This is a genomic window from Flavobacterium sp. DSP2-3-1 (genome assembly GCF_049896865.1).
GTDB lineage: Bacteria > Bacteroidota > Bacteroidia > Flavobacteriales > Flavobacteriaceae > Flavobacterium.
Window position 1 is genome coordinate 259,013 of the sequence record NZ_JAFCVD010000004.1, and the last position, 13,671, is coordinate 272,683.

Sequence of the window (13,671 nt, forward strand, 5' to 3'; positions counted from 1 at the left end):
TTCCTAGTTTCCTTTCGGAAATCAAAATACTAATGTAAGTTTTTTTTATAGAAAGGTATTAATTGCGATGACTCAAACCGGCTGAATTTTAAAACATATTAAATAAAAAAGCCAGATTTCGTTTTTGAAATCTGGCTCTTTTTGAATGCTAAAACTGATATTTTATTTTTTTACTATTTTGTCTTTGAAAACGACTTTATTACCATTGGAAAGGGTGTAAATATATATTCCAGCTGGCAATTTAGCAATGTCTATTCGAGTTGCATTTTCGCTGTTAACGCCTTTTAATTTAATTGTATGTCCCATCGATCTGCCTGAAATATCATAAATGTTAAGCTTTAAGTCGTGTGCATTTTCTGAAATAATTACGACACTGAAAGATTCTGAAGCTGGATTTGGATACGTAAGTACAGACAATCCGTTGGTTGCAATAAAGTCATTTGTTGATAAGGTTGCAGCTGCTTTAAGTTGAAAACGTGAGATCACCGGACCATGATCAGAAGTGGTATTGACATAATTTGCCACATCCAACCGAGGGTCGTAAACAGAAGTTGAATTTGCAACGTAATCCGTCGTTAACTCATTTGAAATTGTAATGTGATCTAAGAAACCACCTGAAGACAAAAAGCTGAAAGCTCCTGCTTTACTGATTTCTAAAGTTAAAGGGTTATAACGTGCTGCATCTTCAATCATTTTCTGGTATGAAGAAGGGTTTCCTGCAATTACAGATGCATCCACATCATCATTATAATCACCTAAAATTATCAAATTGGCGTCAGCGTAATGAACGTCTAAACTGTCTTTCAATAATTCAGCGTCATATTTCCTCATATTGTATCTTGCGATATCGCTGCCACTATTTGCTCTGGCGTGAATGTTGATGATTTTTATGTCTTTTTTCACACCGTCAATATTAGTTTCAATTTCAACCATTTGCGGTAAGCGACCAGAGGAGTAAAAACTAGCACTATTTCCGCCCGGGTAATTGGGTAAAGTTGCATTTCCTGCACGAATATCATCAAAAAGTTTGCTGAACATTACTCGACTCTTTTTTACGCTTGTTGTTTTAGTATTGTAAAGAACTACTAATTTTTGAGCAGGGAAGTCAGGTGTAGGAGCATTGAAAGAATAGGACCAAGCCGGAGAAATTACTTTGGCAAAAGTTTTTCCGTTGATGCTTATTTTTTGTATTAATGTCTCTAAAGCGGCATCATCAGAAACCTCTTGAACGGAATAAACATCAGCATTTAAAGTATTCATGACTTTTGCTACATTTTCAATTTGTAACGCATCATCAGTTGGACCAAATTCAGTTCCCGTTGAACCGATTACATTGCTTCCAAAAAATTCTAAGTTGTAGGTTACGATATCAAATGTTTCTGTTTTAGGCAATGAAGAACCCTTGAAAGATCCTATTTTTTGGTTCAATCCTGTTCCAACAACTGTCAAAGCCCCTGAAATACTCAATGCTTTTAACGAAGGGAAAAAGCGAGCATAAATTATTTTTCCAGCAACTCCGTCCGCAGCTGAAATCGCTACACTGGATTGAAAATTACTGTTGTCAACAGACAACTGGTAATCAGCGGGAGCCGTAACTGTAATATCGCCGTAACCGCCAGCCATGAAAACAAACGACTGGCTTGTTGAAGCGGTATTTGGTGCTACTTCTCCAAAATTAAAATTAGGATTTGAAGCTAAAAATGAGGCTTCATTAGAGATTTTTACATCATCAACTGTCCATTCAGCAATATCAGAACCGCTAGAAACGATAGTTTCATATACCCAAGCCACATAAGTATGATTGGTTTTATAAGCTTGTAGGTTGATGTATTGAGATTGTTTGAATGTTCCTGTAGTAGTTGGAAAATCTCCTTCAAGAGCGGTCCAAGTTGCTGTTTCCGGATTGCTTTTTCCATCATAATCAACAGAAACCATCAATTTAAGTGGTGTTCCTGCAAAAAATTTACGTGAATAAAAAGACAATAATGGGAATTTGTCAAAAGTGTCTAAACGTAAATTAGGAGAAATTAACCAATCTTTACTAACTCCAGTTTCTGAATAGCCATTCATTTGTACAGCAGCTGGTGAACTGTTAAAGCGGGTATTTGTGCTCACCCATTTAATCTTATCACCGGCCACACTATATTCTGTCCAGCCACTGTTTGTTAGGACCTTTGAATCATTAAAATCTTGTATGTACGGATTAATTCCTGTTCCTGATAAAGCCACTGTCTTTGTGGAAGCGCCAGTAGATTCATGAATGATTTGTCCTGCAGATACACCAGTTATAGAGGGTGTAAATCGCACATAAACGGCAGGAGTTTTATTGTTATTGAAATCTTGTACAGGAAAAACCAATACCGATTGAAAATTGGTAGTTTCATTCTTAGAAATTGTAAAGTTCCCGGATGCTGTCAAGGTTACCGCTTCAGTAATATTAAACGCCTCAATCTGATAATTTAATGCAGTTGAACTGAAATTTTGCTCAATAAAACTAAAATCTAAAGCAGTTTTAGTAGTTGATAAAGATGGAACTACGACGCTGGAAGTTACTACATTCAGTTTGTTGCTTTCAGTTTGAATGTTACTACTGGCATCTTCAGATATAGAATACACTTCATAAGCAGTGGACAAAGTTAATCCCGTGATGTTTTTTACATACGCAACAGTAGCATCTGTAATTTCGATTACACCTGCTTGTAAAGCCGCTGCATCAGTAGCATTTGTTCCTGCTTTTATCTGTGCTGCGCCTGGGGCCGCACTTCCTGATGGTAATACAACAAAATAAGTTTTTCCAGTTTCGTTTAATTGAGTTGAAAAATCAAATCCATCAGACAGGATGTTGTTAATTTTTGGAAATCCATCCGCATTTACAGCAGGCGTAACATCATTATTTACACTGATGTTGTCAACGGCAAACGAAGGGCGGGAACCACCACCGGAAACTTGTCTTGATATCCATCGAATTTGAACTACTTCTTTATTGTCACATTCCGTTGGCAGAACAACTTTGATTTTTTGACTGTTTAGTCCTGTTGTACCCAAAGTTTGTGCAGTTATACCGCTAGAGTACACAGTTGGAAATAAAGTATTAAAAGCATCGGTAGTACCAACTCTGTATTGCAGCACTAATTCATTGATACGAGAATTTGTAGTTCCATTATAGGGATTACGAATTACCATGGCATCATATTCTACGGCAATTCTGGATCTATCAACTGTTTTGAAAGCAAATCCTAAAGCTAAATCTAACGAACCAGTATTCAGAAAACCAATTTTTCCGTTATAATTGTGGATGTTTCCACTCGTTGTTCCAGCTGTACTGCTGGCAACTAATGCTCTGTCTGCAACTTGTGTAGCTGTGGTGTTAAACGAGCTTCCCGGTATTATACTGGCTGTCCAACCTTGAAATCCTGCGGGATAGGCAGCAGAGGCCGCATCTAAAGCTAAAAAATTCTGAGAAAAAGGTAAATCTTGGGTTACAGGAGATGTTGCTTGTGCAAAAACGGAGGCCGAAAAGCAACAAAAAAAACTTAAAAAAGCTACTAAATGCTTAAAATAGTAATTGTGTTTCATAGTTTTACAATTGGATTAAGCAGTAAAAATAATATATCTTAAGTTAAGAGAATATTATAAAATTAACCAATTAAAACCGTAAGTAAAAGGGGCTATGCACAAATAACAGCTTAATAAAATCTACTTATTTTACTTTTTTAAAATATTTAAAAATTAAAAAGGCCAATATGAATCGATTTTCATATTGGCCTTTTTAAAAAAAATCAATTTTTAATCATCCAGTTTAATATTCCCTCTGTCTTCCTTATTATCTGGATGTTCATTTGGATAACGATTAGGAGTGATATCCGAATTATGATCTTTATTTTCTACCATTTTTTTAGCTTGTTCTTCAGAAACATTTGCGGTATCAGAACTTAAATTTTTGGGAGTAGTATCCTCATTTTGTTCTAAAGTTCCTTCTATATTTCGTGCTCTTTGTACAATTTTTTGATTTCCATGTGAATCAGTTTCCACTTCTGATTTTAAATGAGATACTTCAGGATTCGTATTTTGGGCTAGATTCTGACCACTAAATCCCTCGTTTGTATTTTGCTTGTTATTTGTTTTCTTTGAACCTAGATCGTTGCTTTCCATAATCTGTAATTTTAAAATTAATTCTAATAATTTTGATAATAGTACGTCATTATTGCGAGATAATCGAATTATTTAACATAGCGTTTTGTTTAAACCAATAAATGTATGGTGTCACAGTTTTTAATCCAGCGAAAACAAAACTATCTTTGCACGCACAAATAATTTAATAAAATGTCCCATTCGCACTTCATCATTCACAAGCCTTACGGATATTTAAGTCAGTTTATTTACGAGTTAAAAAGGAAAAAGAAACTGCTGGGAGAACTGTATGATTTTCCCAAAGGAACGATGGCAATTGGCCGTCTTGACGAAGATTCCGAAGGATTATTGTTGCTGACTACTGATGGGATGATGAGCGAAATTATTCGGAGCAAGAAAGTCGATAAGGAATACTATGTCCAAGTCGATGGGATTATCAATCAGGAAGCGATTGAGCAATTGCAAAAAGGTGTCGAAATAGGTTTTAATGGCACGAAATATATAACGAAACCTTGTAAAGCGTCATTAATAAATGAAATCCCCGCTTTTGGAGCCAGAGGAAAAAAAATACGTGATGAACGTCACGGTCCAACTTCCTGGGCATCAATAACGGTTTATGAAGGGAAGTTTCGTCAAGTCCGAAAAATGACCGCAGCTGTTGGTTTTCCCACGTTGCGTTTAGTTCGAGTCCGAATAGGAAATGTACATCTCCATGATTTACAGGCTGGAGGAGTTAAAGAAGTAGGAAATTTTCAAATAGAAATTTAAAGGATTTGCTCTGAATTTTTTAATCTTTTAATTTTTCAATCTTTTAATAAAGTATAATATGTTAAATATCGTTTTAGTAGAACCCGAAATACCAAATAATACTGGAAATATTGGCCGATTGTGCGTTGGCACCGAAAGCCGTTTACACTTAATTCACCCTTTTGGATTTGTTATCAATGATAAAAACTTAAAACGTTCCGGTTTGGATTATTGGGTGCATCTGGATGTAACCGAATATCAAAATGTAGCGGAATGGAAAGCCCAGATTCCTGATTTCTCCCGAGTTTTTCTGATGAGTTCCCATGCTGAAAAATCATATTTGGAGACTGATTTTCAGGATGGAGACTGGTTGGTTTTTGGAAAAGAAAGTAAAGGTTTGAGTGAAGCTGTTTTGAACGAATTCCCAAATCATCTTACGATTCCAATGTCTTCATTGATCAGAAGTTTCAACATCGCAAATTCGGTGGCGTTTGTCATTGGCGAAGCGAAAAGACAACTTAGTTTAAAGTTTTAAGAAATTATAAATTTCCCTTTATCAGCATCAAAAACAATATGCTCGTCTTTGAAAAGAGTATTAAAAGTACCTTTCAGAATCAAATTACACGGTTGATCTTGAACTATGTTTTCCGGAGTCATTATGATCATTTCGTCACTTAATTGTATCGCCATGTCGATATCGTGAGTAGAAAAAAGGATGCATTTTTGAGTTTCCTGAGTGAGTTTTTTCAAGAGTTTAAACAATACCACTTTATGCAATAAATCCAAGTGTGTTGTGGGTTCATCTAAAATAATTAACGGTGTATCTTGCGCCAAAGCTCGTGCAATTAACACTATTTGCAGTTGTCCATCACTAATTTCGTAATGCCTTTTGGCCGCTAAATGAGTTATTTGAGTCAATTCCATCGCTTCATTCACTTTCACGATATCTTCAGCGGTTAATTTGCCAATCCAATTCGTGTATGGCTGTCTTCCCAAAGCAATCAATTCAAAAACAGTAAGATTACTGGGAGGCAATTTTTCAGTTAGAACCACACTCAGATTTTGGGCTAAAGTTAAAGCGTCTATTTCATAAATGTTTGTCCCATTGAACATAACGGTTCCCGAAATCGTTTTTTGAATACCGGTTATCGTTCGTAAAAGCGTCGATTTACCAATTCCGTTTGCACCAATTAATGCAATCAGTTTACCTTTTTCTAAACACAAATCAATGTTTGAAGCAACAATGGTATTTTCTTTTTTGTGAGAATAACCAATGCTGATTTGTGAAGCCTGTAGGATGATTTTATTTTCCATTATATTTGGATAGTTCCTTCATAAAATTTTAAACACATAGAAACATAGAATTGTATTTTTTACGATAAAAGATTGAAATACTCGTTAACGTAAGTTTTTTATCCTTCTTTAAAAATATTGAAGCAGTCAAAATTTATTATAATTCCTTTAGGTGCTTTTAAGAGTTTCACATAGGTTAGAAGCTGCGCTTCAAATATAGAATTCATTTCTAAAACAGATTTTAATTCAACGACTAAACAATCTTCAATAAATAAATCACATCGGAAATCGGTTGTTAGTTCTGTGTTTTTATAAATGATTGGGACTTTCATCTCTGTTAAAAAATTAATTTTTCTATGTGATAATTCTTCTTTCATACATTGATGATAAACACTCTCAAGCAATCCTTTACCCACAGTTTTATGAACTTCGATAGCGGCACCAATTATTTCATAAGTTAATTCATCTAAATATTTTTTAGTATACATTTGATTTTTTTTAGTTGAATTACTATGTTTCTATGTGTTTAAAAAATATCACAGTAAATGGTTTAAATAAAAGTTTTTCTTCTAATTAATAGCCAAATTACAATCGGTGCGCCAAATATGGAAGTCACAGCATTGATTGGTAACGTAAAATCACTGCCGGGAAGTTGCGAAATACTGTCGCAGATAAGCATGATAATCGCTCCGAAAAGTATGGTGCTCCAAAATAAAATAGTGTGATTACTCGTCTGAAAAACCAATTTTGAAATATGCGGCACCGCTAATCCTATAAAGGCAATTGGACCTGCAAAAGCAGTAATGCTTCCCGCCAAAATACTTGTGGCAAAAATGATAATCAGTCGTGATTTTTTATAATTTAAACCTAAACTTTTGGCATAATTTTCTCCCAGAAGTAAGGAATTTAAAGGTTTGATGCTGAATAAACTTAGCAATAATCCAATGGCTACACAGATGGACAATAGAGAAATAGATGTCCAAGACAAATTGCCAAGATTTCCCAAGGACCAGAATGTAAATTTCTGCAATTGTTCTGCAGTGCTAAAATACGTCAGCGTTCCAACAATGGCGCTGGTTAAACTTCCAAACATTAGTCCAACAATTAAAATGGCCATGGTATCTCGCAACCGATGGGAAACGGCTAAAACAGCCAGTAAAACTGTAAAACTACCCAGACTTGATGCCAAAATAATCCCGTAAGAAGAAAGTAAAAGTGTCGCTAAAAATGGCGGTAACAGTGTTGCGCCCAAAATGACGATTGCAACACCTAAACTGGCACCGGAACTCAATCCAAGTACGTAAGGCCCAGCCAATGGATTTCTAAATAATGTTTGCATTAACAAGCCGCTGATGGATAGTCCCATTCCAACAAGAATAGCGGCAGTGGCTTTTGGTAAGCGGTAATTAATTATGATATATTCCCAGGTTTCTTTGCTCGCATTTTCTCCGGTTAGACTCCTAAAAACATCTTTCACAGGAATAGAAACGGATCCTAAACTGATGTTTATGATAAATAAAAAAAACATCCCGATGGTCAGGAAGATAAAAAGTACTGTATTTCGGTTAGTTTTGGTCAATTTATTCTAATTTCTGAAAGAAAAAAAGCTTGTGATTTGGTAGCAACTCCGGATGAAAAATTTTAATCAAATCTTTCAGGACCCAATCAGGTCGGGTAGGAGACCATTCGAAATATAAAATTCCACCTTTTGCACCTTTGTTTATGCCGTACGAATATACTTTTTTATTTTTAAAAGAGGTAAATTCACTGTAATGCGGATTACTGTCGCTCATTTGTTTTAACGAAGAAAAATCTCCGGGAGCAATCCAATATTCGGCATTTTTAGCTTTTTCTAAAATTTTTTCAAATGGCAAGGGCAAACTACCAGTTCCCTTTGAGTCAGCCCACAAATAATTTGAATACGCGTCTTTTAAAAATAATGCTGCCCAACTGTCGCCTTGAGGCACATACCATTGATCCTGAAACATTGCACCGCTCAAAACGGTAGGTTTTGAATTTGTTTTTTTGGCTAAAGCCAAAGTGTTTGTGTATTCCTTTTCGATTTCGGAAAAGATCGTATTTGCTTTGGAATCTAATCCGTACAAGGCCCCAAAAAACTTAATCCATTCCGCTTTTCCAAGTGGTGATTGTTCTGCCCAATCGCCATTTAACAGTACTTTCAAACCGCTTTTTTGAAGATTATCGAGCGTTGGATTACTGTCGTTCAAACCAAAACTGACGATGGCATTTGGAGCCATATCTATTAAAACTTCGGTGTTTAGAGTTTCATTGGTTCCTACTTCTTTTACTTTTCCGGAATCAATGCGTTTTCTGGTTTTCTCAGATGAAATATAATTGGTGTTCGGGAAACCAACCAAAGTATTTTCGACGCCTAACATTTCAAGTGCCGGAATGTGAGTGGTCGAGGTAACAACAATCGATTGTATTGGAATTGGAATGATGGAAAACTGTTTTAAACTATCTGGAATAATGCCGTTTTTTTCCTGTAAAACATAAGTAAAATTTTCTTTGGCTTCTGGCCAAGGTCGTGTGACTTTTACAATTGTGTAGCCTTGGTATTTATAAATTTCCAAACCCTCTGCATACTGAACTTCATTAGTTGCGGCTTTATTTGCAACAGTGGAAGTCTTGTCATTTTGTTTGCATCCACCGAAAGTGACGACAAATAAAAAGAGCGTAAATTTTAATAAATATGAGTTCATAAAATAATTTTCAAGAACTGCAAAGGTATATTTAATCCGTTTTAAAAATCAAATTTTATTTTTTATTCCAATCATAAAGCTATATTTGCACCCGTTATGAGGTTGCTGCTTTGATTTTTCAAACCAGCATTAAAAGGGAATCAGGTGAAAGATTACAGATTTCAGGATTCAGATTTCAGGAGTTAAATCCTAAAACAAGAATCCTAAATAAAGAATTTAAAATCCTGGGCTGTACCCGCAACTGTAAGCTATCAAGCTTGTTGTTATCTACAAAACCATTGTTCGAAAATTTAAGAAGTTATGATTTGGGAATTGGGATTGAAAAATCCTAAAGGAAAAATCGACAACCCTAAATCAAGAATGAGAAGGTAAACAACAAGACGCAAGCCAGGAGACCTGCCTACTACATCGAGTATCAAACTTTCGGGAAAAAAGGTTTGGGTATGGGTAATTCTATGCTTTTCTCCCCATTTTTAGTCATGTAGCAGAAAATAGCTGTTACTTTATGTTTTATAAAATGAACAAAAAAATCGTTCGTATTAGTGCGTTATTCGTACTAATAACAACCTGTGCTTTTGCGCAACAAAATCAAACAATCTCTTCTGAAGGTGAATTGAAAGAAGTGGTGGTTTCCGACTCCAAATTTGCTTTGGCAAAAGAAAAATCAGGAAAAGTTATTACTAAAATTACAGCTGAGGATTTAAAAAACAAAGCCGGACAAAGCCTGGCAAACATTTTAAGCTCTGTAGCAGGATTAGAAATTAACGGGAACCAAAGTGCTGCCGGCAAAAATTTAGGGTACTACATTCGGGGTGGAAAAAACAATCAAGTGTTGATTCTTATTGATGGAATTCCGGTGAATGATGCGTCCGGAATTAGTTTTGAATATGATTTGCGTTTGCTTCCGGTGGAGCAGGTGGAAAGCGTTGAAATTATGAAAGGTGCAGCGAGCACGTTGTATGGTTCAGGTGCTGCAACTGGAGTAATAAATATTACCTTGAAAAAATCAGGCAAGAAATCTATTGAGGGGAATGCGTATGTAAATGTGGGAACCAATAATACTGCAAATACTGATAAAACCAGCTTACAAAATTACAATCAAGGTTTTTCGGTCAACGGAAATGCTAAAAAGGTGAATTATTTTGTGTCTTTAAATAGCACTGAAATAAGTGGAATGTCACAGATTGCTCCCGTAAATCCATCTGACAATTATGAAGCGGATCGTTTTTCCAGAATCAATTATCTTGCAAAGTTAGGATATAAAGCTACAGAAAAATTGACATTAGATTTCTTCGGTAATTATGATAAAATAGGCGCTGATTATGATGCTTCTTTTGATAACACTGGTGCAAATGACACCGATTTGAATTCCACAGAATCAGAACAATTTCGTTTTGGTTTTTTACCAAAATACAAATATTCCAAAGGGGAATTTGTTATGAATTCCAGCTTCAACAAAATCGTACGTACGTATAACGACTTCGATTTTTATTCAAATACGCCAGGATTTTCGGAGTATGAATCCAGAAGTGTCAACGTAGATGGTTATAACAAATATGAATTTTCAGAATCGTTTTTCCTAGTAGCCGGAGCCCAATATCAGTTTCATGACATGAACAGCATTACTCCTTATGGTGGAATTTTGAAGGAAGCTACTAAATTCAACATGATTGATCCTTATGTCACGGGTGTTTTTACCACGGATTTTGGATTGAATTTGAATGCTGGAGCGCGGTTGAATATTCACAGTCAATATGGCAATCAATTGGTTTATAATGTAAATCCATCGTATGATTTTAAAACCATTCCATTGAAGATTTTAGCATCTTACAGCACTGCTTTTGTAACGCCAAGTTTGTATCAATTGTATTCTGAATATGGAAATTCCAATTTGACACCAGAGAAAAACAAGACTTTGGAGGCAGGTTTTGAGACGCTATTATCGAATAAAAAAATAAAACTGAATGCAGTTGCTTTTTACCGTGAGCAAACTAATTTTATCGGATTTTATTTTAATCCGGTAACTTTTGATTCGAACTACATTAACATTGACGGATTGAATAAAGCGAAAGGAGTAGAAATCGAAGCCTCTTTTGCCTTGAGCGAAAAAATCCACTGGAATTCAAATTATACTTTTACGCAAGTGGATAGCGCACTGGATCGATTGATTCCCAAACATAAAGTGAATTCAGCATTGGATTTTCAAATCAATAACAGGTTGTTTTTGAACCTAGATTATCAATATGTAGACAGTAGAAATGATGCTTTTTTTGATGCGAACAGCTTTGCTACAACAAAAATTGTGTTAGGTTCGTATCAGTTAATAAATTCCTCTGTTCGTTATGAATTGGTAAAAAACAGATTGTCCGTTTTTGGTGCGGTAAGCAATATGTTGAACGCTGATTTTGTTGAAAATGTAGGCTATAATACTTTAGGAAGAAATTTTAAATTAGGTATGAATATCAAATTGTAATTCGAATCTATGTAAACAAGAAAAGGCTTTCAGTGATGAAAGCCTTTTCTTGTTTGTAACGTATTGTTATTTCAACTCTGAAATGAATGCTACGATAGTTGCTGCAATTTTGTTTTGTTGCAAATCATTTGTTAAATATTCTCTGTCGTCAAGATTAGACATATAACCCAATTCAATAAGTACTGCCGGCACTTCCGATTTTTTTAAAATATAAAAGGGAGCTTTCTTTACTTCAGATGATTTTATAGTAGTATTGCGGATAAATTTGTTGCGAAGTTCAACCGCAATTTCATTTGACTTTTCGTTCGCAATCGACTCTGTAGCAACATAAAATTCCATTCCTGATTTTGCTACATTTGTATTTTGATTGATATGCAATGACAAAACTAAATCAGGTTTGATCTTATTAATCAGTGCAGAACGGTCGCTCAAAGAAAGAAATTGATCTCCAATTCTCGTGAGGTGAATAGTAACATTTTCGTTTTTATTCAAAAATTTGATTTTATCCGTGATTTGGGCTACAATTTGTTTTTCATTGCTGCTGCTCGAAGTAGCTCCAAAATCGGATCCGCCATGCCCAGCATCAATAACAACATTGATATGTTTGGATTTTCCAGTATGTGTTGTTACGAATGCAAAAGATACGATGGTCGCAAAAGTCAGAAAGAACGGAATTGCTTTTTTCATTTGGTTTTGTCTTAAATGGTTATTCAATAATAACTTACAAAAAGTAAGATTTATTGTGTAACTGTATTTTTATTCCAAAGCTTTCAAAAGTCCTTCTGGTGCTTTCTCAATATACATTTGGTTTTGCATTCCTTTTATCGATTTTGCATCAGTGAAAAAGTCAAATTCTTTTCCTGGGTTTTGTCGTGCCATACGTGATGTCCCGGTTATTTTTCCGATAGCTGTGTTTAATAAAGGTTCAGCTGTATCACCAAGAACACCCAATGTGCTCAAAGTTTCTTTTATTAAAAAATCAGGTTGCAATCCTTTGAAATAATCTCCAAACCCAACAGAGTTGACAATTTTTAATACAATAGGCTGCATCGCATATCTATGGTTTGGATTTCTATTTTCTGAACCAAAACTTGGAGAATCATAAAGAGTAACAGATCCAACATTTTTTCCTACCGTTACATCACCAATTTGTATTACGTTGATGTGAGGTTCTAATCCATTAATTACAAGTTCGCTTGCTGATGCTGAACTTGCACTAGTTAAGATGTAAACTTTTGTCAAGTTCAAACTGTTTATGGCTGTTGACTCAATTTTATCTGTAAAATAATTGAATAAAGCACTTGGATTTTCGGCTTCGAAATAGGCATTGATTTTCGCATTCCATTGTTGTTTTGCAAAAACTTTTCCTGTAAATTGTCCTGTAATCATACTTGCCAATCGTGTCGCAGATAGCACTGAACCACCACCATTATATCTTAAATCTAATACTAAGTCCGTAACTCCTTGTGATTTTAAAGCAGCAAAAGCATCGTTTAACTGCTTGTCATAATTGGCATAAAAACCATTGTACATCAAATATCCTATTTTGTGAGCACCAGAAGTGATTACTTTATTGATTAAAATTGGATTTTCAGAAAGCACTGTTTTAGTTAATGAGACTGATTTTTCATTGCCAACAATTGTAGTTCCGTTGAATTCCGCAAGATTTAGCGTGTAACTTTCGTTGGCGCCAAAAAGTAATGATTTATAATTGCTGACCGTCAGTTGCGTTCCATTTACAGCCGTAAAAAAATCACCACGCTTAATATTTTTAGTAGAAGCATCTGAATTTGCAATAACATAACGCACATAACCAAATATTTCGGTAGTACTTCCTGGTTTAAAGCTTAAACCAAAATCGATTCCGTTGTTTTTTGTTGTTCCTTGAAGAGTTCCTTCGAGCTCCAAATAATCACTTACAATCCAACTGAATTTATCAATAGACGGACTCACTCTTAAAGCAGCAAATAAGTCCTCAGGAACCGGATAGCCTCTTAGAAAAGTGTTTAATGCAGTTTGATCTGCAAAACGGTTATCTGCTAAATTTGGAACATCAGCTTGCCATAAATAGTATTGATTCATGCCTTTCCAGATGAAATCCTGGATTTCTAAACTGGCTGGAGGTGCAATATCATCATTGTCCTGACAACTTTGGAATGCAAATGTAGCGATGAATAATAAAAGTGTAAATTTGAATGCAGTTCTCATATATTTGTTTTAATCTTAATAAACGTAAAAATACTAACTTTAGTTTTATTTTATGTTCGATGTTGCAAAAATAAATTTGAATCGTCTTAATTCTAT

The 13,671-nt window shown here is 35.0% G+C and carries 11 protein-coding genes and 1 riboswitch; of the genes, 3 read left to right on the forward strand and 8 right to left on the reverse strand.

Annotated features, from left to right (window positions below):
• Positions 1-162: 162 nt before the first annotated feature.
• Positions 163-3,576, reverse strand: coding sequence for a choice-of-anchor J domain-containing protein (locus ACP7AT_RS06790; RefSeq protein WP_426063575.1), 3,414 nt, complete (start codon positions 3,574-3,576; stop codon positions 163-165).
• Positions 3,577-3,786: 210 nt separating this feature from the next.
• On the reverse strand, positions 3,787-4,152 hold the full coding sequence (locus ACP7AT_RS06795; protein ID WP_091206768.1) for a hypothetical protein: 366 nt from the start codon (positions 4,150-4,152) through the stop codon (positions 3,787-3,789).
• Positions 4,153-4,323: 171 nt separating this feature from the next.
• On the opposite strand from ACP7AT_RS06795, the gene ACP7AT_RS06800 reads away from it, so the two are divergent.
• Positions 4,324-4,899: a pseudouridine synthase gene (locus ACP7AT_RS06800; RefSeq protein WP_426063577.1), complete on the forward strand. Its 576-nt coding sequence runs from the start codon at positions 4,324-4,326 to the stop codon at positions 4,897-4,899.
• A gap of 58 nt (positions 4,900-4,957) precedes the next feature.
• Positions 4,958-5,413 (forward strand): tRNA (cytidine(34)-2'-O)-methyltransferase, encoded by a 456-nt coding sequence (locus ACP7AT_RS06805; protein WP_426063579.1) that lies wholly within the window; start codon positions 4,958-4,960, stop codon positions 5,411-5,413.
• Here ACP7AT_RS06805 and ACP7AT_RS06810 read toward each other — a convergent pair.
• From ACP7AT_RS06810 to ACP7AT_RS06825, 4 genes are all read right to left on the reverse strand, one after another.
• On the reverse strand, positions 5,410-6,192 hold the full coding sequence (locus ACP7AT_RS06810; protein ID WP_426063581.1) for an ABC transporter ATP-binding protein: 783 nt from the start codon (positions 6,190-6,192) through the stop codon (positions 5,410-5,412). The genes ACP7AT_RS06805 and ACP7AT_RS06810 overlap by 4 nt on opposite strands.
• A 98-nt stretch (positions 6,193-6,290) precedes the next feature.
• Positions 6,291-6,659 carry a GxxExxY protein gene (locus ACP7AT_RS06815; RefSeq protein ID WP_426063582.1) on the reverse strand — a complete coding sequence of 123 codons (369 nt, stop codon included), beginning with the start codon at positions 6,657-6,659 and terminating at the stop codon, positions 6,291-6,293.
• 62 nt (positions 6,660-6,721) lie between these two features.
• On the reverse strand, positions 6,722-7,750 hold the full coding sequence (locus ACP7AT_RS06820) for an iron chelate uptake ABC transporter family permease subunit (RefSeq protein ID WP_426063583.1): 1,029 nt from the start codon (positions 7,748-7,750) through the stop codon (positions 6,722-6,724).
• A gap of 1 nt (position 7,751) precedes the next feature.
• Complete coding sequence (locus ACP7AT_RS06825) at positions 7,752-8,894, reverse strand: ABC transporter substrate-binding protein (protein WP_426063584.1); 1,143 nt, start codon at positions 8,892-8,894, stop codon at positions 7,752-7,754.
• Between the two features lie 82 nt (positions 8,895-8,976).
• Positions 8,977-9,312: riboswitch (cobalamin riboswitch) on the forward strand.
• A 99-nt stretch (positions 9,313-9,411) separates the two neighbouring features.
• On the opposite strand from ACP7AT_RS06825, the gene ACP7AT_RS06830 reads away from it, so the two are divergent.
• Positions 9,412-11,367: a TonB-dependent receptor plug domain-containing protein gene (locus ACP7AT_RS06830; protein WP_426063585.1), complete on the forward strand. Its 1,956-nt coding sequence runs from the start codon at positions 9,412-9,414 to the stop codon at positions 11,365-11,367.
• 66 nt (positions 11,368-11,433) lie between these two features.
• On the opposite strand, the gene ACP7AT_RS06835 is transcribed toward ACP7AT_RS06830, so the two are convergent.
• Complete coding sequence (locus tag ACP7AT_RS06835; RefSeq protein ID WP_426063586.1) at positions 11,434-12,054, reverse strand: N-acetylmuramoyl-L-alanine amidase family protein; 621 nt, start codon at positions 12,052-12,054, stop codon at positions 11,434-11,436.
• Between the two features lie 69 nt (positions 12,055-12,123).
• The gene (locus ACP7AT_RS06840) at positions 12,124-13,575 is read right to left on the reverse strand and encodes a S41 family peptidase (protein WP_426063587.1); all 1,452 of its coding nucleotides are present in this window, start codon (positions 13,573-13,575) and stop codon (positions 12,124-12,126) included.
• Between the last annotated feature and the right edge of the window lie 96 nt (positions 13,576-13,671).

Excerpts from the sequence above, each read along its gene's own strand:
- ACP7AT_RS06790 (WP_426063575.1), bottom strand. The coding sequence starts at position 3,576 with ATGAAACACAATTACTATTTTAAGCATTTAGTAGCTTTTTTAAGTTTT.
- ACP7AT_RS06795 (WP_091206768.1), bottom strand. The coding sequence starts at position 4,152 with ATGGAAAGCAACGATCTAGGTTCAAAGAAAACAAATAACAAGCAAAAT.
- ACP7AT_RS06800 (WP_426063577.1), top strand. The coding sequence starts at position 4,324 with ATGTCCCATTCGCACTTCATCATTCACAAGCCTTACGGATATTTAAGT.
- ACP7AT_RS06805 (WP_426063579.1), top strand. The coding sequence starts at position 4,958 with ATGTTAAATATCGTTTTAGTAGAACCCGAAATACCAAATAATACTGGA.
- ACP7AT_RS06810 (WP_426063581.1), bottom strand. The coding sequence starts at position 6,192 with ATGGAAAATAAAATCATCCTACAGGCTTCACAAATCAGCATTGGTTAT.
- ACP7AT_RS06815 (WP_426063582.1), bottom strand. The coding sequence starts at position 6,659 with ATGTATACTAAAAAATATTTAGATGAATTAACTTATGAAATAATTGGT.
- ACP7AT_RS06825 (WP_426063584.1), bottom strand. The coding sequence starts at position 8,894 with ATGAACTCATATTTATTAAAATTTACGCTCTTTTTATTTGTCGTCACT.
- ACP7AT_RS06830 (WP_426063585.1), top strand. The coding sequence starts at position 9,412 with ATGAACAAAAAAATCGTTCGTATTAGTGCGTTATTCGTACTAATAACA.
- ACP7AT_RS06835 (WP_426063586.1), bottom strand. The coding sequence starts at position 12,054 with ATGAAAAAAGCAATTCCGTTCTTTCTGACTTTTGCGACCATCGTATCT.
- ACP7AT_RS06840 (WP_426063587.1), bottom strand. The coding sequence starts at position 13,575 with ATGAGAACTGCATTCAAATTTACACTTTTATTATTCATCGCTACATTT.